Source organism: Streptomyces sp. NPDC008150 (genome assembly GCF_042956945.1).
Taxonomy (GTDB): domain Bacteria; phylum Actinomycetota; class Actinomycetes; order Streptomycetales; family Streptomycetaceae; genus Streptomyces.
Window position 1 is genome coordinate 431,453 of sequence record NZ_JBIBHJ010000006.1, and the last position, 20,743, is coordinate 452,195.

16 protein-coding genes are annotated in these 20,743 nt (G+C 70.1%); 7 read left to right on the forward strand and 9 right to left on the reverse strand.

Features of this window, described 5'->3' with window-relative positions; all coding sequences use genetic code 11:
• Positions 1-96 precede the first annotated feature (96 nt).
• The 3 genes from ACFZA0_RS18315 to ACFZA0_RS18325 are packed head-to-tail and all read right to left on the reverse strand — an operon-like array spanning position 97 to position 3,361.
• Positions 97-1,005, reverse strand: a complete 909-nt coding sequence (locus tag ACFZA0_RS18315; protein WP_391017497.1) for an ABC transporter permease subunit — start codon at positions 1,003-1,005, stop codon at positions 97-99.
• Entirely contained in the window at positions 1,002-2,015 is a 1,014-nt protein-coding gene (locus ACFZA0_RS18320) for an ABC transporter permease subunit (RefSeq protein ID WP_391017500.1), read from the reverse strand. Before ACFZA0_RS18320 ends, ACFZA0_RS18315 begins: the two co-directional genes overlap by 4 nt.
• Positions 2,012-3,361 carry an extracellular solute-binding protein gene (locus ACFZA0_RS18325; protein ID WP_391017503.1) on the reverse strand — a complete coding sequence of 450 codons (1,350 nt, stop codon included), beginning with the start codon at positions 3,359-3,361 and terminating at the stop codon, positions 2,012-2,014. The genes ACFZA0_RS18320 and ACFZA0_RS18325 overlap by 4 nt, the downstream gene beginning before the upstream one ends.
• Before the next feature lie 687 nt (positions 3,362-4,048).
• On the opposite strand from ACFZA0_RS18325, the gene ACFZA0_RS18330 reads away from it, so the two are divergent.
• A complete protein-coding gene (locus ACFZA0_RS18330; protein ID WP_391017505.1) occupies positions 4,049-5,800 on the forward strand; it encodes an RICIN domain-containing protein in 1,752 nt (583 codons plus the stop codon).
• A 139-nt stretch (positions 5,801-5,939) separates the two neighbouring features.
• Here ACFZA0_RS18330 and ACFZA0_RS18335 read toward each other — a convergent pair whose 3' ends face one another.
• Entirely contained in the window at positions 5,940-6,935 is a 996-nt protein-coding gene (locus ACFZA0_RS18335; protein ID WP_391017508.1) for an amidohydrolase family protein, read from the reverse strand.
• 1 nt (position 6,936) lies between these two features.
• Positions 6,937-7,593 (reverse strand): nuclear transport factor 2 family protein, encoded by a 657-nt coding sequence (locus tag ACFZA0_RS18340; RefSeq protein ID WP_391017511.1) that lies wholly within the window; start codon positions 7,591-7,593, stop codon positions 6,937-6,939.
• A gap of 59 nt (positions 7,594-7,652) precedes the next feature.
• Here ACFZA0_RS18340 and ACFZA0_RS18345 point away from each other — a divergent pair, with 59 nt between their 5' ends.
• The gene (locus ACFZA0_RS18345; RefSeq protein WP_391017514.1) at positions 7,653-8,540 is read left to right on the forward strand and encodes a LysR substrate-binding domain-containing protein; all 888 of its coding nucleotides are present in this window, start codon (positions 7,653-7,655) and stop codon (positions 8,538-8,540) included.
• A 30-nt stretch (positions 8,541-8,570) separates the two neighbouring features.
• Here the strand turns inward: ACFZA0_RS18345 and ACFZA0_RS18350 are convergent, their stop codons facing one another.
• The gene (locus tag ACFZA0_RS18350; protein ID WP_391017517.1) at positions 8,571-9,218 is read right to left on the reverse strand and encodes a TetR family transcriptional regulator; all 648 of its coding nucleotides are present in this window, start codon (positions 9,216-9,218) and stop codon (positions 8,571-8,573) included.
• A 117-nt stretch (positions 9,219-9,335) separates the two neighbouring features.
• Between ACFZA0_RS18350 and ACFZA0_RS18355 the strand changes: the two genes are divergently transcribed.
• Both ACFZA0_RS18355 and ACFZA0_RS18360 read left to right on the forward strand, forming a co-directional pair.
• Complete coding sequence (locus ACFZA0_RS18355; protein WP_391017519.1) at positions 9,336-10,034, forward strand: hypothetical protein; 699 nt, start codon at positions 9,336-9,338, stop codon at positions 10,032-10,034.
• Positions 10,035-10,223: 189 nt separating this feature from the next.
• Positions 10,224-11,261 carry a hypothetical protein gene (locus ACFZA0_RS18360; protein ID WP_391017522.1) on the forward strand — a complete coding sequence of 346 codons (1,038 nt, stop codon included), beginning with the start codon at positions 10,224-10,226 and terminating at the stop codon, positions 11,259-11,261.
• A gap of 59 nt (positions 11,262-11,320) precedes the next feature.
• Here the strand turns inward: ACFZA0_RS18360 and ACFZA0_RS18365 are convergent, their stop codons facing one another.
• Entirely contained in the window at positions 11,321-11,962 is a 642-nt protein-coding gene (locus ACFZA0_RS18365) for a TetR family transcriptional regulator (protein WP_391017524.1), read from the reverse strand.
• 122 nt (positions 11,963-12,084) lie between these two features.
• On the opposite strand from ACFZA0_RS18365, the gene ACFZA0_RS18370 reads away from it, so the two are divergent.
• The 3 genes from ACFZA0_RS18370 to ACFZA0_RS18380 all read left to right on the forward strand — a co-directional run bounded on the left by ACFZA0_RS18370 (position 12,085) and on the right by ACFZA0_RS18380 (position 17,050).
• Positions 12,085-13,827: a CocE/NonD family hydrolase gene (locus ACFZA0_RS18370; protein ID WP_391017527.1), complete on the forward strand. Its 1,743-nt coding sequence runs from the start codon at positions 12,085-12,087 to the stop codon at positions 13,825-13,827.
• 214 nt (positions 13,828-14,041) lie between these two features.
• Complete coding sequence (locus tag ACFZA0_RS18375; protein ID WP_391017530.1) at positions 14,042-16,141, forward strand: CocE/NonD family hydrolase; 2,100 nt, start codon at positions 14,042-14,044, stop codon at positions 16,139-16,141.
• 96 nt (positions 16,142-16,237) lie between these two features.
• Positions 16,238-17,050, forward strand: coding sequence for a TetR family transcriptional regulator (locus tag ACFZA0_RS18380; RefSeq protein WP_391017533.1), 813 nt, complete (start codon positions 16,238-16,240; stop codon positions 17,048-17,050).
• A 246-nt stretch (positions 17,051-17,296) separates the two neighbouring features.
• On the opposite strand, the gene ACFZA0_RS18385 is transcribed toward ACFZA0_RS18380, so the two are convergent.
• Both ACFZA0_RS18385 and ACFZA0_RS18390 read right to left on the reverse strand, forming a co-directional pair.
• A complete protein-coding gene (locus ACFZA0_RS18385; protein WP_391017536.1) occupies positions 17,297-18,463 on the reverse strand; it encodes a flavin reductase in 1,167 nt (388 codons plus the stop codon).
• 62 nt (positions 18,464-18,525) lie between these two features.
• Complete coding sequence (locus ACFZA0_RS18390) at positions 18,526-20,742, reverse strand: ABC transporter permease (RefSeq protein WP_391017539.1); 2,217 nt, start codon at positions 20,740-20,742, stop codon at positions 18,526-18,528.
• Between the last annotated feature and the right edge of the window lies 1 nt (position 20,743).

The window sequence follows — 20,743 nt, forward strand, 5'->3', positions numbered from 1 at the left end:
GGCTCCGGTGGGCGGGGCGGGGCACCGGAGAGCGGCGGTGCAGCCGCTCCCTCCCGGCTCCACCGCCGCATACGGCCCTTCCGTCCTACGGTCGGCTCACCCCTTGCTCGAACCGAGGGAGAGACCGGCGATGAACTGCTTCTGCAGCAGGATGTAGACCACCAATGTCGGGATCGCGGCGATCATCGCGCCGGCGGCGATGAGGTTCTGATTGCTCACGAACTGGCCCTGGAGGTTGGCCAGGGCGGAGGTGACCGGCCGCTTGTCCCCGGACGACATCAGTGTGATGGCCCAGAAGAAGTCGTTGTAGATCCAGGTTGTCAGCAGGGTCGCGAGCGCGGCGAGCGCGGGGCGGCACAACGGGATCGTCAGCTTCCAGAACCGCGTCCACAGGTTCGTTCCGTCCACCAGCGCGGCTTCGTACATCTCGGCGGGTACGGACCTCATGTAGTTGCTCAGCACGAAGATGCAGAAGCCGAGCTGGAACGCGACGTTGATGGTGATGATGCCGAAGGCGGAGTTGTACATCAGACCGCTGTCCGCGAGGAACGACGGCAGCGGGATCTTGAGGTACATCCGGAACAGCGGCGTGATGATCACCTGCTGCGGCAGGAGGTTGCCCGCGGTGAACAGGATGAGCAGGGTCACGTTCACCCGTACGTTCACACGGGTGAGGACGTAGGCGGCGCCGGACGCGAGGGCGAGTACGACGACGACCGCCGGCACCGTGATCACGACCGAGTTCCAGAAGAAGCGGCCCATGTCCGCCTGGGACCACGCGTTGCTGAAGTTGTCCAGGGTCAGGGTGTGCGGCAGGGAGACGTAACCGTCCCTGCTGGTCTCGGAGTTCGGGCGCAGGGCGATGTACAGCGCGAACAGGATCGGCAGGAGCCACAGCACGGAAGCGCTGATCAGGAAGGTCTGCGCGAGCACCTGTCCACGGGGGCGCGCCCCGTCCGCGACGCCGGTCGGTCGTGTGCCTGTCGGCACTCCGGTCGTGCTCACGGTGTGTCCTCCCCGCGGAAGGTCTGGCGGAGGAAAAGGGAGATGGGGACCAGGGAGATCAGCAGCAGTACGACACCGAGGGCGGAGCCGAAGCCGACCCGCTGGGTCTCGCCGACGATGTTGGCGGTCACCAGGACCGACAGCAGTTCGAGACCGTTGATGCCCTTGTTGGTGATGTAGACGAGGTCGAACGCCCGCAGCGACTCGATGACGGTGATGACCATGATGACGACGTTGATCGGCCTCATGACGGGGAAGATCACCCGCCAGAAGGTCTGCCAGGCGTTGGCTCCGTCGATCAGGGCGGCTTCCCGCAAGGTCGGGTCGATGGCCTTGAGTCCCGCCAGGTAGAGCACCATCACGTAGCCGGCCTGTCGCCAGGTGGCCTCCAGGAGAACGGCCCACAGGTTCAGGTGCGGGTTGCCCAGCCAGTCGATGGCGTTGCTGTCGCCGTTGCGTCCGAGGACGGTGTTGATGACGCCGAAGTCCTGGGAGTACATGAACTCCCACATGATGCCGACCAGGGCGAGCGAGAGCATGACGGGCAGGAACAGGATGCTCTGGTACATGCGGCTGCCGCGGATGCCCCGGTCGATGACCACCGCGAACAGCATGCCGAGCGGGGTGGCGATCGCGACGAAGACGGCGAGCCAGATCAGGTTGTGCTGGACCGCGGGCCAGAACTCCGGGTAGTTGGTGGCGGCCTGGTGGTAGTTCTGGACGCCGTTCACACAGCCGTTGTTCAGGATCGGCGGAAGGGTCGGGTCGCACGCCTTGGTGTGCAGGTCCCCGACGCCGTTCCAGCGCGTGAACGACAGCAGCACGGTGCCCAGCGCCGGGATCCAGACGAATGCCAGCGCGAGCAGCAGGGGAACGCCGAGGAGCAGGCCGGCGACCACGCGGTCGCCGGCCGTCAGGTGCCGGAGGCGCCTGCTCCGGCGGGCGGGCCGGGGCGCGGCCGGTGCGCCGGCCGGGGCGGGCGGCCGGCGGGATCGTGTTGCGGTGTTCATCCGGTGTAGATCGCCTTCGCCTGGGACTCCGCGCTCTTCTGGATGGCCGCGATGCCGCCGGTGCTCGGGTCGTCGATGAACTTCTGGATGAGGGAGATCATCGCGGTGGCCATCGCGGGGTCCGCGTCGCGGTCCATGAACTGCGCGACAGCCTTGCACTTGCCGATCTCGACGACCGACTTCTTCTGGATCGCGTTGTAGGTCGGGACCTGGAGGCCCTTGGCCAGCCCGACGTCCCACTGGTCGGTCCGCAGGTACTTGGCCTCGGCCGCCCCGGTGCCGATGTACTCCAGGAGCGCCTTCGCCGCGGCGGGGTTCTTCGCCTTCTTGCTCAGCATGAAGCCGTCGGTGGGCGCGTCCATGTAGTCCTGGCCCCACTTGGGGTTGATCGCGGGGAAGGGGAAGAAGTCGAGGTCGTCCAGGTCCGCCTTGTCGCTCACGAACTGCGCGGCCACCTGGTTGGTGCCCTGGAACATCATTCCGGCCTTCTTGGACTCCAGCGTCTTGGCGGCGTCCTGCCAGACGCGGCCGTTGGCACCGCTCTGGACGTACGGCATGAGCTCGGCCCAGTGCTGGAAGACCGTGTGGACTCCCTGGTCGGTCCACGGGATCTCGTGCTTCATCAGCTTCGTGTGGTAGTCGTAGCCGTTGATCCGCATGTTGAGGATGTCGAACGTGCCGAGGGCCGGCCAGCCGTCCTTGTCGCCGAACGCGATGGGGACGAGCCCGTCGCTCTTCATCTTCTTGCACAGGGCCACGTACGCGTCCCAGGTGGCCGGGACGGCGTAACCCTTCTTCGCGAAGAGGCTCTTGCTGTAGAAGACGACCCACGGATAGTTGTAGAGCGGCACCAGGTACTGGTGACCGTCCAGGCCCGTGGAGAGCTTCTTGGCGACGGCGCCGAAGTTCCCGCCGATCTTCTCCCACACGTCGTCGAGCGGCTCCGCCAGTCCCTGGGCGGCGAAGTACTGCATGCGGTAGCCGGCGAACCAGGTGAACAGGTCGTCCGGGGTGCCCTGCAGGTAGCTGGTGATGTTCTGCTGGAAGGTGTTGTGGTCAACGGTGTTGATCTTCACCTTCACCTTGGTGGACGCCGTCGCGGAGGAGGTGAGCGCGGCGAACGCCGACCGCGTGGCGGGGTCGGAGTAGTTCGAGCCGAACGTCACCGTGCTGCCCGCGACGGGTCCCGAGGCCGCGCTCGGCTTCGAGGAGTCCCCGTCGTCCCCGCAGGCGGAGAGGAGCCCGCCCGCAGCGACGGCCACTCCGGCCGCACCCGCGCCCCTGAGCAGGTCCCTGCGAGTGTGCCCCGAACCGCCCTTGGCCTGGCGCGGGTTGACGAGCGACATAGTGCCTCCACGACGTGATTGACGGGGCCGGACACGACAGCTGTCCGGGCCCGGCCGGAGTGGTCCTCGACGGATCCAGCTCCGGCGTAATTCCAACAGAAGTCACCAAGTTGCAACGCCGGTGACCGCAGGCGTAGTTCTACGCCCGGTCCGCGATGCCGTCTATGTTCCCGGCGACAAACAACGTTGGACTTCGCGTCGGCGCGACTCGTGGACGCGCGGTGTGACGCCGTCGCGCGCAGGGCCGCGATGTGCCGGTCAAGTCTGCTACCTGGTCCGGAAGTTGTCGTCGAGGCTCATTTCAAGGTCGCGCGCGGCCGCCGGGACGTCATGCCCGGAGGCCGGGGAGTTCATGGTTCCGGGCCCGATCGCGCCCTCGGCGGTCGGCCGTGCGACTTGGTTTTATGTTCATTCATGTGCGGAGCGTTGACACTCAAATGAACACGACATAACACTGTGCGCCACCCCCTTACGGGTGACGGGCCACTTGCCCACGACCGTGCCTCGGACCTACGACCGCGACACCACCCGCGTCCGGAGGCGGCGAGACCGCCCCGCCGGAAGCCCGGCAACCCCAGCGGCCCACGCCTGGAGTTGTGGGGGTGCGGCGGCCGGAACCAGCAGTGGAGCCGCCCCTGATCCAACACCGACGGCTACGCACACACCCGCACCGGCACTGGAGGAATGATGAGATCGCGATGGATGGTGGTGGGCCTGGCGGCCGCCGTCAGCGTCGGCCTGGCGGCCCCGCAGGCGACGACGCCGAAGGCCTTCGCCTCGGACAACGGAATCGCCGTCAACGCCCCCTTGATGGGATGGAGCGGCTGGGGCTTCCTGCAACGGGACCCCTCGGCGGCCAAGTTCAAGGCCCAGGTCGACGCTTTGGTGTCCACCGGGCTGAAGGACGCCGGCTACGTCTACGCCAACATGGACGACTTCTGGTACAAGTGCCCCGGCAGCCAGGGTCCCGACGTGGACGCCAACGGCCGCTGGGTGACCGACGGTTCCCTGTTCCCGGGCAGCGGCGGCAAGGACGGCATGGAAGTCCTCGCGGACTATGTGCACAGCAAGGGGCTGAAGTTCGGGCTGTACGTGACGCCCGGCATCTCGGCCCAGGCCGTGGCCAAGAAGACGAAGATCGCGGGCACGTCGTACACCGCGGACCAGATCGCGACGTCGAGCAGCGCCAGCAACTTCAACTGCAAGGGCATGCGCAACATCGACTTCGGCAAGCCCGGCGCGCAGGAGTTCATCGACTCCTGGGCCGACGAGTTCGCCGACTGGGGCGTGGACTACCTCAAGCTGGACGGGGTCGGCCCGTCGAAGACGGCCGACGTCACGGCCTGGTCCAAGGCGTTGCGGCAGACCGGCCGTCCGATCGCACTGAACCTGTCCGCCAGCCTGTCCGCCTCGAACGGCGCCACCTGGTCGTCCCTGGCCAACTCGTGGCGCATCGACGGCGACATCGGCGCCAGCCCCAAGGGGTACAGCTTCCCGCTCACCAGCTGGACCAACGTGTCCAAACGGTTCGACGACGCCGCCACGTACCAGCCGTACGCCGGCAAGGGAGGGTGGAACGACCTGGACTCCTTCGGTGTCGGCAACGGCGACGACGACGGCATCACCCCGCCGCAACGGCAGACGAACATGGCGCTGTGGGCGCTCGCCTCCTCCCAGTACATGCTCGGTGCCGACCTCGCCGACCTCGACCCGGGCGACAAGGCGCTGCTGACCAACAAGAGGCTCATAGCGATCGACCAGGACGGCATCCCGGCCTCCCGGGTGATCAAGGACGGTGACGAGCAGGTCTTCGCCAAGCGCGAGAAGAACGGGACCTGGTACATCGGCATGTTCAACACCGACACGTCGTCCAGCCACACCTTCAGCCTCCCCCTGGCCCAGCTCGGACTCAGCGGCTCCGCCAAGGTCACCGACATGATCAACAACGACAAGCCGCTCGGCACGATGAGCACCTACACCACCAGCGTGGCCGCAGGGGGAGTAGCCCTCGTCTCGGCGGTCCCGGTCTCCGGGACGGGCGGTACCGGAGCACTGGTCAGCGCCGACTCCGGCAAGTGCGTCGACACCGACGGCGGCAGCTCCTACCTCCAGGGCACCAAGGAGCAGATCTGGACCTGCAACGGCGGCCTCAACCAGCAGATCACCCCGACCTCCACCGGTGAGCTGCGCACGATGGGCGCCACCGAGTGCCTCGACGTCCACGAGAACGGGACCAGCCCGGGAACCGTGGTCTCGCAGTGGAACTGCCACGGGGGCACGTCCCAGAAGTGGACCGTGAAGAGCGACGGCACCATCGTCGCCCAGCACTCCGGTCTGTGCCTGGACGTGGTGGGCGGGAAGACCGCGAACGGCACCGGCCTGCAGTTGTGGACCTGCAACGGCGGCGCCAACCAGAAGTGGTCGTGGTCCTACAACTGACCCCGTCGCGTACCTGCTGACGTCGTCACTGCCCGTGCCCGCCGGCCGAGTCGGTCCGGCGGGCACGGGCAGCCCTCGTGCCCCGGCGCGAGCGCGGCCGGGAACACGCGTCAGACCTGGCCGCCGGGCCGGGCCGAGGTCACAGCCCGAGGAGCCTTTCGGCGTTGCGGTGGGCGATGTCCAGCTTGGCGTCGGCGGGCAGGTCGCAGTCCTCCAGGAATCCGCGGGCGCCGGCGTTGCCGACGAACGGATAGTCGACCGAGTAGATCATCCGGTCGGTACCCAGGACGTCGGTGCAGAAGCGCAGGTGCGGCGTCGTGAACATCCCGCTGGGGGTGTAGTAGACGTTCTGGCGGACGTAGTCGCCGATGGTGCGGTCGAGACCCGTGGCGCGCTGGGGGAGCGCCTCGTCGAGGCGGTCCAGGAACCAGGGGATCATCTCGCCCCAGTGCCCGAGGACGAACTGCAGGTCCGGGTAGCGGTCCAGTGCTCCGCCGAGTACGAGGTGGAGGAAGTGGATGCCCGATTCGTTGTGCCATCCCCATCCGGCGGTGGCGAACCGTGTGGCCACCACTGGATCGAGACCGGCCTCGTAGTTGGCCACGCTGGTGCCGCGGGTGGGCGGGGCCGGGTGGAGATAGACGGGAACCCGAAGATCGGCCGCCGCCTTGAGGATGGGGTCGAACCGCTCGGCGGACAGGAACTCGTCGTCCGTGCGGCCGTGGATGAGCGTGCCGACATGACCGAGTTCCTCGACGGCGCGCCGCAACTCGGCCGGCGCCTCCTCCGGTGCGGACGTGGGGAGCGAGGCGAACGCGGCGAACCGGTCGGGGTGGCGTTCGCGGGCCGCCGCCAGCCGGTCGTTGACTCGACGCACCAGTTCGGGTGCCACGTCGGCCGGCAGGAACTGCGTGGTGAGGTTGGACAGCACCTGCATGTCGATGCCGTGCTCGTCCATGTCGGCGATGCGCCCCTCGTCGAGGTCTTCCAGTTCCTCGGGCGTGGGGGAGTAGGGCAGCCCGCCGGCCGGCGAATAGGCCGACCCGAAGTGCGGGCTCACCTCGGCCGCCCGTCCCGCGGAGGCGCGGGCCACGGCGGTGTCGAGCGTGTGTTCCTCGATGGTGATCAGCTTCATGTCACTTCCGGGCATCGTGAGCGGTGGGAACGTGCTTCGTCATGCCCGCTTCGCCGAGCCAGGCGAACGCGGTCTCCAGGACGTCGCGTTCCAGATCGCTTCCCTTGGTCGCGAAGACGCGGCGGACCGGGAACCCGCTCCTGTCGAGCAGGTAGGCGAGTGCCCCGTACTCGCGGGGGTACCTGGCCACCACCTCGACGTCGATCTCGGGGATTCCGGCGGGGAAGGTGAAGCCGGCGAAGTCGTACACGCTCTTGCGGTCGGCGATCCGCCAGACGCCGTCCCGGCGTTCGAGCCGGTCGATGAACCTGTTGTGGCCGTTGCAGCCCAGGTGGAGGCTGCCGTTCTCCGCGACGATGACCGCGTTGGTCTCGCTGACGGCGCGGTTTCCGTCGGCCGAGAAAGTCACGAACGGAGCTGTGATGAGGTGCTTGGTGCGGAGGTCGGTGGTGGCCATGCCCGCGGAGGCGTCGACGAAGTCCGACGCCGGTCCCTCGAACCAGGTGATCTCGATGCGGGCGTCGGGGTGGAACAGTTCGCGGAGCCGGTCCCACCGCCCCTGGTCGCGGTGGATCCAGCCGGTCATGAGGTCGGCGATGTCCTGACGGTCCTGAAGACCTGTTGATGTCGGCATATATACATCCTCCGGCCTGTTCATCGTTCGGTCCAATGGTTAGATCTGATCCATTGTTCGTTCTGACCGATCGGAGCCCGCCCGTGGAACTACGTCACCTGCGCTATTTCGTGGCCGTCGCGGACGAGAGCCACTTCGGCCGCGCCGCGGCACGGCTGCACGTGACCCAGTCGACCCTGAGCGCCCAGGTGAAGGCCCTCGAACGTGAGGTGGGCGGCCCGGTCTTCGTCCGGACGAGCCGTCGCGTCGAACTGACCGAGGCGGGAGAACTCCTCCTCGTGGAGGCGCGCCGCACCCTTGCCCAGGCCGATCGGGCCCTCGACGTCGCCCGGCAGTCGGTCAGGGGAGAGATCGGGGCGGTGCGGATCGGGTTCTCCGGAATCGCCGTACTGGAGGGCATCCTGCCCACGGACCTGAGCCGCTTCCACGAGGCTCACCCCCGGGTGGAACTCCACGTGAGCGAACTCCCGCCCGCCGCCCAGGTGCAGGGCGTTCGCGACGGCACGCTCGACATCGCGTACTGCCCCGACAACGGGCTGGGCGACGTGGACGGCCTCGCGACGAGGCGCCGACGGCGGACGGCTCTGTCGATCGCCGTGCGCCGGGACCACCCGCTGGCCTCCGCCGCCTCGGTCGTCCCCGCCGACCTGGCGGGCGAGAACCTCGTCGTGTACGCCGCCGACCACGGTGACCGCAGTGTGCTCGACCGCTTCGAGGCAGGGCACGTCACCCATGAGGGGCGCGTCCATCTGGTGACCGGCACCCTCGGCGTGCTCGCGCTCGCGTCGGCCGGCGCGGGTGTGGCGGTGGTGCCGGGGGCCGCGGAGTGCATCGGGCTGCCGGGCATCGTCTACCGGCCGCTGCGCGACGCGGCGTTCGACGTGGAGGTGGTCACGCTCCACCGGGCCGACGAACTCGCCGGTCCGGTCCGCGCGTTCGTCGGATCCTGGGATCCGTCCGAAGCCGCTTGATCCGGACGGGGGACTGCCTCGGACCGTGGTTCAGGTGCGCGGAGCGCCCCGGTCCGGTGTGCTGAGGTAGGCGACGGCCATGTCGCTGAGTTCGTCCGCGTAGCGGCGTTGCGCGTCCTCGCCCGTCGCCGGGTCGGGGCGGACGGAATTGTGGAAACAGGCGCCTAGCAGGGCGCGGGCGGCGGTGTCCAGGGCTCTCTGCGGGTCGGAACGCCGGATGTCGTCCGCGTAGGGGGCGGCGGCTTCGAGCAGGAGCTGGTGGATCCGGGTGATGGTCCGGCCACCGCGGTCCAGGGGCTTGGCCCCGCGAGCCCGCAGGAGTTCGGGGAAGAGGCTGCCGCTGTCGGCGAAGGACTGCAGCAGGGCGTGCGCGTAGGCGTCCATGACGCCGGACAGCGACGGCTCCGCTTCGTCGAGCCGCTCGGCGACGTACTCCTCGCGCCGGTCCAGCATCCGCTCCGTGAGGGCGTACACCAGCTGCTCCTTGTCGTCGAAGCGCCGGTAGATGGTGCCCACCGAGACGCCGGCGCGCTCCGCGACACCGGTGATCGTCATCTCCTCCAGCCCGCCCGAAGAGGCGATCTCCTCGGCGGCGCGCAGCACGCGGGCCAGGGTCGCCGCACTGCGGGCCTGCTGGGGCTGCTTGTAGGGCGCCGGGTTGCCGTGCTGGTCGGTCATGCTCCGCATCGTATCGACGGGGGTACCGGCAGAAACGTTTGACAAGGTGTCCTCCTCCGTGCCTAACCTAGTGAAAGCGAATGTGAACTCACTTTCGCATACTACGGAGGTATGAGCATGACGGACAACCGGACGACCACGGCTGTGACGGTGACGCTGGAGTCGGGACCCGCCGGCTCCGGAAGCATCGACGACTTCGAGCTCTTCTACGCCCGCCGCGCGCTGGACCGCTTCAGGACGCGACTGGGCCGCCAGGGCCTGCTCGATCTGCTGGCCGCGGACATCGAGGAGGGCAACGCCTTCCTTCGGGAGTGCGCACGCACTTCCGGCGGTGCGTTCAACGGGGGCACGACCGTGCTCCGTGCGCGGGGACTGACGTCGGGCGAGTTCCTGGAGTGGATGGACGCGGCGTTCGCGGGCAAGGACGAGCGGCCGCTGCTGGCGGCCCACCCCGAGCACTACGCGATGGGTACCGACACCATCGGTGCGCGCGTGGTGGAGAACATCGGCCCCCACGTGTGCTCCTTCTACATGGGCGGCTGGGGAACGGACGCGATGGCCTGGGCCGCGGACGCGGCCGAACTCCTCCCGGAGTCGGAGTTTCCGCGGAAGATGTCGTCGAACCTGTTCCTGGAGGACGGCACCGTCGTCGGACGGGCCCTTATCCAGTTCGGCGACACGGCCGAGGGCTTCACCGCCAGCCTGACGGTCTACTTCCCCGTGTCCTGTCCGCAGGACGTCCTGGACCACCACCTTCGGCACTACGCCGTCGAATTCAGGAACTGGATCGTCGCCGCCGCGGCGGCCCGCGCCTGAGCGCGCGGGAGACGCCCGCCCCCGGCCCGGCGCAGCCGCCGCGGCCGCGACCGCCCGGCGTGTTCACCGGGCCACCGGCCGATCCCGGCCCCGCCCGACCCGGCGCGAACACGTCGGGCCGGCACCGGGCCCCCGCCCGTCGGCGGTGGGCCTTCCTCCCCTGCGCGACACATGGATGAAGGAACCCCCATGACCCGCTCCTCCGCGGCGCCCGGCATCGGGCGCAGGCTGACTCTGGTCGTCCTCGGGCTGGCGGCCCTGATCACGGCGATGCTCTGTGCCTTCGCGCTGCCCTCGCTCCACAGCGGTCCCCACGACGTCCCGATAGGCGCCACCGGGCCCCGGCAGGCCGTCGCGGAGCTGCAGAAGAAGCTGGACGGCCCGCAGTGGGACCTGCGGCTCTACGAGACGTCCGCCGCTGTGGAGTCGGCCGTCGGCGACGGAGACGTCGCGGGCGGTCTGGTCGTCGGCGCCCAGGGCGTCGACGTCTACACGGCCACGGCCGGAGGCCCGTCCGCCACCGGTGCGATCACCGCCCTCGGCGACGGCGTCGCGGCCCGGCACGGGACGAGGGCGACGGTCCACGACCTGGTGCCCTTCACCGAGGACGACCCGCGAGGAGCGGGACTGACCGCGGCGCTGATGCCCATGATCTTCGGTGGGATCTTTCCCGCCCTGATCCTCAGCAGCGTCTTCGCCGGTCACCGCGGGCTGCGGATCCGGGTGGCGGGAGCCCTTCTGTTCTCCGTCGTGGCGGGCGTGGCGATCGCCGCCGTTCTGCAGTTCGGCACGCACTCCGTCGACGGCACCTTCGTGCTCACGGCCCTTGGCGTCGTCCTCGGCCTGGCTGCCACGTCCACGCTCCTCCTGGGCCTGCAGGCTCGCCTCGGAGTCGCGGGATTCGCGCTCGGCAGCGCCCTCGTGATGCTGCTGGGCAACCCCCTCTCCGGTCTGGCCACCGGTCCGCACTGGCTGCCGGACGGATGGGCCACGGTCGGACAACTGCTGCCACCGGGAGCCTCGGGCAGCCTCCTTCGAGCCAACGCCTTCTTCGACGGATCGGGAGGCGGCCGGCCCGTCCTGGTCCTGGCGGTGTGGACGGTCGTCGGGATCGGCCTCGCGCTGCTCGCCGACCGGCGTGGCAGGCGTACGACGGGGGCCGCGTCCAAGGTGGTCGCGGCGTCCACCACCGCGGACATGGCGCCTTCCGGGGTCTCGACGTCCTGAGAGCGCGGGGCGCCCACGCGCCGGGGGCACCGGGGTCGCCCCGGTGCCCCCGGTCCGCGTCATCGGCCCGCGTCGCCGTCGCCCGGAGGCGCCGGCGGGGCCAGGAGGCTCTGGACCGCCGGTCCCACCATCCTGACCAGCGTCTCCCGCTCGGCGTCGGCGAGCGTCGGGACGCCGACGATGCCTCGGCCGACCATCAGTCCGACGAGCATCGAGGACACGAGACCCGCCCGCAGGGTCGCCTCCTCGACCGATCGGGACGTGACGGCGTTGACGACCATGCGCTCCTGGAGGAACTCGCGCAGCTGCTGGTTCGCCTGTTCGTTGGTGATGGCGCTCCGGAGCATGGCCATGAGCGGCTCGGACGTGCCGGCGTCCACCTCCCAGATCTCGATGAAGGCCCGCACCACACGCTCGCCCAGCAGGTCGTCCGTGCCCTCGAAGGCCGCGCTGAAGCGTGTGAAGGCGTCCGGCGGGACGGACATGACGGCAGCGAACAGCTCGTTCTTCGACCGGAAGAACTGCATCACCAGCGACGCGTCCACGCCGGCGTCCGCCGCGACCCCCCGGATCGTGGTGGCCGCGAAGCCGTCGGCTGCGAACCGGGCGCGGGCCGCGTCGAGGATCGCCCGTCGGGTCGTGCTGGTACCCGGTCGCCGTCCACGGCGCGCGGGGGCGGGCGGATTCGAGTGCGCGTTCATACCGCGAATTTACCTCGCCGACATTAATATCAACGGGGGTTGAGTTACGGGAGCCGCAGACGTACGGTCCCCCTACCGCCAGAGACTGTTGGTGCGCGGACGACGACACGCGAGGAATCACCATGAGCGATGACAAGAAGGTCTTCACACCGTCCCAGCCGCTGGAGCCGGGCCCCCGGTACGGAATCCTGAGCGGCTTCGAACCGGGAACGCGCACGCTGGAGGCGGGCTTCCAACTGGCCCCGCAGTTCTGTCCGGTGCCCGTCGACATCGTCTTCGAGAAGGACGTGGCCGTCACCTTGCGGGACGGCGTGACGATCTACGTCGACGTCTTCCGTCCCGCCGGGGCGGAGCGGGTCCCGGTCATCGTCGCGTGGAGCCCGTACGGGAAGGGCCAGGGCTCGTCCGCCAGCGTGATGGGCATCTTCGGCATGGTCGGCCTGGACAACGGCGCGGTCTCCGGCCTGGAGAAGTTCGAGGGCCCCGACCCGGCGTACTGGTGCGCCCAGGGCTACGCGATCTGCAACCCGGACATCCGCGGTGTGGGGGACTCGGAGGGCGACAGCGTCATCTGGGACCGGCAGGAGGGCCGGGACTGCTACGACCTGATCGAATGGCTGGGCGTCCAGGACTGGTGCACCGGCAAGGTCGCGATGAGCGGCACGTCCTACCTCGCGGTCTCGCAGTGGTTCACCGCCGCCGAACAACCTCCGCACCTGGTGGCGATCAACCCCTGGGAGGGCGTCAGCGACGTCTACCGCGACCTGGTCCTTCGCGGCGGCATGCCGGACACGGGCTTCGCCCGCCAGCTCCAGGACAACAGCTACTACGGTCACGGGCGACGGGAGGACATCCTCACCGAGGCGGAGCACCACCCGCTCATGGACGACCTGTGGGAGGAGAAGACCCCCGTCTTCGACCGCGTCACCGTGCCCGCCTACGTCGTGGCCAGCTACTCCAACACGCTGCACACCGCCGGCACCTTCCGCGCCTGGCGCCGGATCGCGTCCCAGGACAAGTGGCTGCGCGTTCACAACAGCCAGGAGTGGCCCGACTACTACGACGAGGACAACCGGGAAGACCTGCGCCGGTTCTTCGACCGCTACCTCAAGGACGAGGACAACGGCTGGGAGCAAACGCCGCGCGTGCGCTACTCCCTCCTCGACCTGCAGGGCGGCGACCAGGTGAACGTCCCGGCCGACCAGTTCCCCCCGGCGGACGTCACCTCGACGAAGTTCTACCTCGACGGCCGCACGAGGTCCCTGTCGACCGCGGCGCCCGCCGACGGCGCGACGGCGGGCTACACCGTGGGGGCCAACCCCGACGCCGTGTCGTTCGTGACCCGCTTCGACCGGGAGACCGTCCTGCTCGGATACCCGAAGGCGCACCTGTGGGTCGAGGCCCGGGGCTCGGACGACATGGACCTGTTCCTCCTCGTGCAGAAGCTCGACGCCCACGGCACGCCCCTGCAGCAGTTCACGGCGCGCAACCACGGCGCGATGGTCCAGGACGTCACGGAGCGGGGAGCCTCCATCCTCCGGTACAAGGGCTCCGACGGCCGGCTGCGCGTCTCCATGCGCCACTTGGACGAGAAACTGTCCGTGGACGACATCCCCGTCCACACCTTCGACCGGGTGGAAAAGCTCTCTCCCGGCGAGGTCGTCGACGTCGAGATCGACCTGCTCCCGATCGGGCTGGTCTTCCACCCGGGTGAGCAACTGCGCCTCGTCGTCAGCGGCCGGTCGCTCCTCGGCACGATGATGCCCGGGATCCGCGAGTACACCCCGGCCAACAGCGGGCAGCACGTCGTCCACACCGGCGGCGACCACGCGTCCTATCTGCAACTTCCCGTCAAGGCCGGCTGACCCTGCCGGTCGGCGGGGCAGCGGGCGAGGAGCCGGCCGGACACGTGTCCGGCCGTGCCGGCCGGCACCTCGGACGCCCGGCCCCGCCTCTCCTCGGCCACCGCGGGACCGACCGGCACGCTCCAGCCGTGTCCCGGCCCGCGGCGGAAACGCCCCGCCGGCCCGCCCGGTCGACGCCGGGACCTCACCGCCCTGATCGGGAAGGCCGAATCCCATGCTGCGCACCGGAAGATTCGCGGGGCCCGTCGCCGGTCTGCGGTACACGACCCCCAGCTGCTCGGGCTTCACGGGTGAGGACGGGTCCTTCACCTTCCGGGACGGTGAGGTGGTCGCCTTCTCCGTGGGCTCGGTCGTGTTCGGCGCCGCACGGGGCGCGCAGCGGATCACCGTCGCGAACCTCGTCGCCCGAGTGGACGGCGACCTCCACAGAGTGGCTGATCCGGAGCTGACGAACATCGCCCGGCTCCTGCAGACGCTCAACCGGAACGACGGCTGCGACGACGGGATCCGGCTGACGCGCCGGACGCACGACACGGTGGGGGATCGCACCGTCGACTTCCGGCAGGGCTTCCCCTGGCTTCCGGGCGCCCCGGACGACCCCGTCCAGGCGTTCGGAGAGGACCCGGTCGTCATGCGCCTGGTCCGTGACCTGAACCGGGCCGACAGCCGTTCCGGCGCAGCACGGCGCAGACTCGTCACGCCGGCCGCCGCCCGTAACGAGGTCCGCCGGAACATCCTCGGTGTCCGCCGGTTCCGGGACGTGAGGATCCCGCTGTACGACGGCTCGTTCGTGTACGCGGACGTCTTCCGCCCGGAGGGCGAGGAGCCGGTTCCGGTGGTGATGAGCCGGAGTCCCCGCGGCAGGGTGTCCCTCCGCCGCGGCGCCGGTGACGACTGGGACGCGGAACGCCACGAGGCCCTGGAGGACGGGTACTTCCTCGGTGATCCGGACGGTTGCGCGTACCGGAGCCACTTCGGCGTCGACCCGGCGTCGTGGGTCCCGCGCGGCTACGCCGTCGTCCTGGTCGACCGCCCCGCTGCTGCTGGACGGCGGGGCGCACCCGATGCCCCGGGGAGCGAAGAGGCCGGGGCGTACCGCGACGCGATCGAGTGGGCCGGCGTCCAGCCGTGGTCGAACGGAGCCGTCGGCCTCTGGGCGGGGTCGCACCACGCGGTGGGCCCGCACGCGCCGGCTCGCCCCCGCCCCGTCCACCTCAGGGCAATGATCGTCTTCGGTCCGGAGACCGACCCGCGGGAGGAGGCGGGCCACACCGGCGGGACCCCGGACCCGGGGCTCGGCGAGTGGTCCCGGCACGTGGCGCCGACGCGTACCGATCCCTCTCCCGAACCGGTGCCGGTGCCGGTACCGCTGTGGGCGGTCGCCTCGGCGTCCCGCCCCGGCGGCGTCCCTCAACCGGGCGGCACCGAGGCCTACGTCGACGCACCCACACCGCACAAGAAGCTCGACTTCTGGAACGACGACTGGCGCACGACACCCCACTCGGCGACGGCGGCCGACGACTACGCGGCCTTTCTCGACCACTGGCTGAAGGGGATCGACAACGGGATCATGGACAGGCCCCCGGTGCGCCTGGAGATACGTACGGGCGAAGGCACCTCCTACGTGCAGGAGGAGGACGAGTGGCCGATCGCACGCACGGAGTACCTCCGCTACCACCTGGACGCCCTGCCCTCCGACCCGGTCCACCCGACGCCCGGCAACGCTCTGCGCCTCACACGCTCGGTCCCCCGCGCCGGGCGGACTCTGAGCTGCCCGGCCGAGGAGCCTCCGGCCGGGCCTCAGGAGCAGGAGCCCCGGCGGCCCTCCGCGGCCGTCGCGGGGCGCGGACCCGGAGCCACGTTCGTCAGCGAACCGCTGACCGAGGACGTCGTGCTCGCCGGCCGCGGGAAGGCCCGGCTGTGGGTCTCCGGCACCAGCGACGACATGGACGTTCACGTCACGGTGCGTGTGCTCGACGAGCAGAACCGGGAGGTCGACTTCGGCGGGTCGCCGACCGTCTCCGGTGTCGTCCCCCAACCGTTGGCGGCGGGTTGGCTCAAGGTGCCGAACCCCGGTCCGGACCGCGAGCGTCCGACGGCGGTGGAGGTCGAGATCCCGCCGCACACCGGCCGGGTGCGGCGGGGGCAGCGCATCCGCGTCGACGTTCAGCCCCGCGCCGGAGGCAGAGCCGTGCCCGGAACGGCGCTCTCCGACGACCCGACGGGTGGCGCCGGCGCGCGGACCACGCTGCACACCGGCCCGGCTCACCCGAGCCATGTGTGCCTGCCCGTCGTACCGCCGCCGGAGGCGTGAACCGTCCCGTCCGTCCCGGACAGGACGGTGCCGCAACGGACCCGGCAAGTCCGCTTCTCTTGGACGGACATGTGAATACGCAATAGGTTGACCTGCATGTCACGCGCCCGCGAGGTCACGGATGGCCATGTCCCGCAAGAGATCGTCGAGGCCACCGTGCGGGCCGCGAGGGCACGCGGCCTTGCCCCCGCCGACGTGACGCTGCGGGACATCGCTCTGGAGGCCGGAGTGTCCCGGAGCACCCTGCTGCGTCGGCTCGGCGGCACCCGCATGGCCCTGGACGAGGCGCTGCGCGCCGCCGGGCTCGAATCGGGGGGACGCAAGCCGGTCAGGGAACGCGCCATCGAGGCAACGGGGCTTCTGATCAGTCAACAAGGCCTGGGAACAGTGACCTTCGAGCGGGTCGCGACGTGGGCCGGGTGTTCCGTCCCCAGCCTCTACGCGACGTTCGGCAGCCGCGACGAACTGCTGCGCACCGTGTTCGAGCGCTACAGCCCCATCGTCGACGTCGAGGCGTTCCTGGCCGCACCGCACCGAGACCTGGAGGACACGGTACGGGGGCACTACAAGCTCCTGGCCGAGGCGCTGAAGAGCGAGCCGCGGGTCTTTCCCGCGCTGCTGGCCGAGGTTTTCGCCCGGCCGGGCGACGCGAACGTGCAGACCGTCTTCGAGGCGCTCACGCCCCGTCTGCTGGCCGGCGTCGGGAGATGGCTCACGGCGGAGGTCGCCGCCGGCCGTATCCGTGACATGCCGCCGCTCCTGCTCACGCAGCAGATGGTCAGCCCCCTCTTCTTCCACTTCCTGCTGCGCCCCGTCACGGGACGGGTGACCTCGGCGGAACTGCCCACGGAGGACGAGGTCATCGACACGTTCACGCAGAACTTCCTGCGGATTGTCGCTCTGCCCTGAGCGACGACCCGGCTGCGTGGCCGGGCAGGCGCCGCCTTCACGACACGGGGGTGTCGGCCGCCGACCCGGTGCGGGCGCTCCGGCCCTGCTTCCGCGGCCGCCGGATTCAGGCGCACGCGGTGCCACCGCGACGACCGCAATGCCGTGGGCAACCCGGCTCACAGTCCTGGACGCGGTGCGCGACGGGCCGCGCGCCCGCGTTCAGGAACGACGGTCACGACGACGTCGAGCCTCGCGAAACGCCGGTCACCCGCCGGTACCCGTCATGGCTTTCCCGGCGGAGGCCGCGACCTGCCTGAGCCGGGCGACCCAGGACTCGATCAGCTCCGTCGACGCCGAGGCCGGCATGCCGGTGATCCGGATCGCCATCGCGGGCAGCTTCGGATCCGTGGGGACCGGGGCGACGATCGACGCCAGGTCGTAGCGCTCGCCCGGAAGCAGATCGGGGCAGAACACCTCGGTCAGTTCGGACGTCGCCTCCGCCACCGCGCGTTCGTGCCGCGGCAGGCGATCGGAGAGTTCGAACGCGGACAGGGCCTCCTGCTGGCGCCGCATCAGGTGGGGCTCGGCGGCGAGGAGGGAGTACCCGCACTCGCGCACCTTTTCCAGCCGGGCGCGGTAGACCGCACGGCGTTCGTCGCTGTCGTCCACGGCACGCCGCAGCCAGTCCTCGACGTCCTCCGGGTCCGAGTCCACCAGGAAGGCCGCCCCCAGCGGCGGGATGATCGGCTGCCGGTGCCCCAGGGGGAACGGCTCGGTGACGGAGCCTCCGTTCGCGGCCAGCACCTGCACCGCGTCGCCGCGGATCTTGACCAGGATGCCGCAGTTGACCGCGAGTTCGGCGCTGAGATCCTCGACCTGGGACCGGACCGTCTCGGCCAGTTGCGCGGCCTGGATCAGTTCGGGGTCCGGTGTGGCGAGCAGGGAGCCGGGAGAGAAGCGACCGTAGCCGCCCTGGAAGAACAGCAGCGGCAGCGTCGACCGTTCCACCGCGAGGTCGTGGACGCGGCCGAGGACGATGAAGTGGTCACCGGCCTCCCGCACCTCCTCGAAGGTGCACTCGACCCACGACACGGCGTCCTCCAGGACGGGCGAACCGAGCGGGCCGGGCCGCCAGCGCACACCCTCGAACTTGTCCTGTCCGCCGGTCGCGAAGCGCCGGCACAGCAGCTCCTGGTCGGCAGCCAGGACGTTGACGCAGAAGGAGCGGGCGGTCCTGATCCGCTGGAAGCTCCGGGAACTGACGGCCGGGAAGAACGCGACCATCGGTGGGTCCAGAGAGACCGAGGAGAACGTCCCGACGACCATGCCGACGGCGTCGCCGTCCTCGGCGACGGCGGTCACCACGGCCACTCCGGTCGGGTAGTGGCCCAGCGTTTCGCGGAACGACGCGGGGTCGATGGCCTCGGACATGAGACCTCCTTCAACTGTGTCTTGGTCTCGCGGGCGCCGGGTGAACCGGGGCGCCCGCGGGGTCATTTCGGTTGCGGGGTGCCGGATCGCGGACGCCACGGGCGCCCGCGTCCGGAGGTTCGGGCGGTGGGCGTCCTGCGCCATGCGGCGAGGCCGACGGCGGCGAGGAGGGCGGTGCCGTTGAAGAGGTCGGGGATCCAGACGGGGAGGCCGGCGAGTTGGAGGCCCTTGACTCCGACGGCGAGGGTGTAGGCGGCGAGGACGGTGCCCCAGATGTTGAAGCGGCCGCCTCTGAATTGTGTTGAGCCGAGGAAGACGGCGGCGATGACGGGGAGGAGGTAGCCGGGTCCCACGGTGGGGTCGCCGGTGGAGAGTTGTGAGGTGAGCAGGAGACCGGCGAGACCGGCGACCGCGCCCGACGTGACCAGCGCGAACAGGATGATCCGGCCGGGTCGTATGCCCACGAGGGTGGCGGCCTGGGCGTTGCCGCCGGTGGCGTGGATGTGCCGTCCGGTGGGGGTGTGTTCGAGGAGGTACCAGAGGAGGAGGGCGACGGCGAGGGTGATGTAGACGGGGTAGGTGATGCCGAGGAGCTGGCCGGTGCCCAACTTGCCGTAGGCGGTGGGGAGGTTGACGATCTGTTGGCTGTGGGAGATCCAGGCGGTGGTGGCGGCGAGGAGGGAGCTGATGGCGAGGGTGGCGATGAAGGAGGGGATGCGGGCGCGGGTGATCATGAGCCAGGAGAAGAGTCCGACGGCGGCTCCGGCGAGGAGTGCGAGGAGGATCGCGATCGGGACGGGGACGTGGCCGACGAGGAGTCGGGCGACGAGGATTGCTCCGAGGCCGACTTCGGCGCCGATGGCGAGGTCGATGACGCCGGCGGCGGTGGGGATGACGAGTCCGACGGCGACGAGGCAGGTGACGGCCTGGTCGGAGAGGAGGGAGCGCCAGGTGCCGGAGGTGAGGAAGGTGTCGGGGACCCAGAGGGCGAAGACGGCGGTCATGAGGGCGAGCAGGTAGAGCGCGGAGACGTTGCGGAAGGCCAGCGCCCGGCGCAGCCCGTCCGTCGGGAACCTCTTGCGCGCCGTGTCCCGCGACGGATCGCCCTCCACGACCCGCTCCGAGGGCACCGGGACGGCCCGTGCGAGCAGCTCGCTGCGGCGGGCCCGTCGATCCGCCCACGCGGTCGTGCTGTTGTTCCGGACCAGTCGGCGGAGAGCCTCCCGTCGGGACATCGGTGGCCTGCGCCATGCGGCGAGGCCGACGGCGGCGAGGAGTGCGGTGCCGTTGAAGAGGTCGGGGATCCAGACGGGGAGGCCGGCGAGTTGGAGGCCCTTGACTCCGACGGCGAGGGTGTAGGCGGCGAGGACGGTGCCCCAGATGTTGAAGCGGCCGCCTCTGAATTGTGTTGAGCCGAGGAAGACGGCGGCGATGACGGGGAGGAGGTAGCCGGGTCCCACGGTGGGGTCGCCGGTTGAGAGTTGTGAGGTGAGCAGGAGACCGGCGAGACCGGCGACCGCGCCCGAGGTCACCAGCGCACCGAGAACGACCCGGGAGACCCGGACACCGGCCAGCGCGGCGGCGTCGCTGTTGCCGCCCATGGCATCGGGTTTGCCGCCGGTGGCGTGGATGTGCCGTCCGGTGGGGGTGTGTTCGAGGAGGTACCAGAGGAGGAGGGCGACGGCGAGGGTGATGTAGACGGGGTAGGTGATGCCGAGGAGCTGGCCGGTGCCCAACTTGCCGTAGCCGGCGGGGAGGTTGACGATCTGTTGGCTGTGGGAGATCCAGGCGGTGGTGGCGGCGAGGAGGGAGCTGATGGCGAGGGTGGCGATGAAGGAGGGGATGCGGGCGCGGGTGATCATGAGCCAGGAGAAGAGTCCGACGGCGGCTCCGGCGAGGAGTGCGAGGAGGATCGCGATCGGGACGGGGACGTGGCCGACGAGGAGTCGGGCGACGAGGATCGCTCCGAGGCCGACTTCGGCGCCGATGGCGAGGTCGATGACGCCGGCGGCGGTGGGGATGACGAGTCCGACGGCGACGAGGCAGGTGACGGCCTGGTCGGAGAGGAGGGAGCGCCAGGTGCCGGAGGTGAGGAAGGTGTCGGGGACCCAGAGGGCGAAGACGGCGGTCATGAGGGCGAGCAGGTAGAGCGCGGAGACGTTGCGGAAGGCCAGCGCCCGGCGCAGCCCGTCCGTCGGGAACCTCTTGCGCGCCGTGTCCCGCGACGGGCCGGCCTCCACGACCCGCTCCGACGACGAGGCGGTCTCGGTCGTATTCATG

What these genes read in the sequence shown, in the direction of transcription:
- ACFZA0_RS18320 (WP_391017500.1), bottom strand. Translation starts at nt 2,015, where the DNA reads ATGAACACCGCAACACGATCCCGCCGGCCGCCCGCCCCGGCCGGCGCA.
- ACFZA0_RS18325 (WP_391017503.1), bottom strand. Translation starts at nt 3,361, where the DNA reads ATGTCGCTCGTCAACCCGCGCCAGGCCAAGGGCGGTTCGGGGCACACT.
- ACFZA0_RS18330 (WP_391017505.1), top strand. Translation starts at nt 4,049, where the DNA reads ATGAGATCGCGATGGATGGTGGTGGGCCTGGCGGCCGCCGTCAGCGTC.
- ACFZA0_RS18335 (WP_391017508.1), bottom strand. Translation starts at nt 6,935, where the DNA reads ATGAAGCTGATCACCATCGAGGAACACACGCTCGACACCGCCGTGGCC.
- ACFZA0_RS18340 (WP_391017511.1), bottom strand. Translation starts at nt 7,593, where the DNA reads ATGAACAGGCCGGAGGATGTATATATGCCGACATCAACAGGTCTTCAG.
- ACFZA0_RS18350 (WP_391017517.1), bottom strand. Translation starts at nt 9,218, where the DNA reads ATGACCGACCAGCACGGCAACCCGGCGCCCTACAAGCAGCCCCAGCAG.
- ACFZA0_RS18355 (WP_391017519.1), top strand. Translation starts at nt 9,336, where the DNA reads ATGACGGACAACCGGACGACCACGGCTGTGACGGTGACGCTGGAGTCG.
- ACFZA0_RS18360 (WP_391017522.1), top strand. Translation starts at nt 10,224, where the DNA reads ATGACCCGCTCCTCCGCGGCGCCCGGCATCGGGCGCAGGCTGACTCTG.
- ACFZA0_RS18365 (WP_391017524.1), bottom strand. Translation starts at nt 11,962, where the DNA reads ATGAACGCGCACTCGAATCCGCCCGCCCCCGCGCGCCGTGGACGGCGA.
- ACFZA0_RS18370 (WP_391017527.1), top strand. Translation starts at nt 12,085, where the DNA reads ATGAGCGATGACAAGAAGGTCTTCACACCGTCCCAGCCGCTGGAGCCG.
- ACFZA0_RS18375 (WP_391017530.1), top strand. Translation starts at nt 14,042, where the DNA reads ATGCTGCGCACCGGAAGATTCGCGGGGCCCGTCGCCGGTCTGCGGTAC.
- ACFZA0_RS18380 (WP_391017533.1), top strand. Translation starts at nt 16,238, where the DNA reads ATGTCACGCGCCCGCGAGGTCACGGATGGCCATGTCCCGCAAGAGATC.
- ACFZA0_RS18385 (WP_391017536.1), bottom strand. Translation starts at nt 18,463, where the DNA reads ATGTCCGAGGCCATCGACCCCGCGTCGTTCCGCGAAACGCTGGGCCAC.
- ACFZA0_RS18390 (WP_391017539.1), bottom strand. Translation starts at nt 20,742, where the DNA reads ATGAATACGACCGAGACCGCCTCGTCGTCGGAGCGGGTCGTGGAGGCC.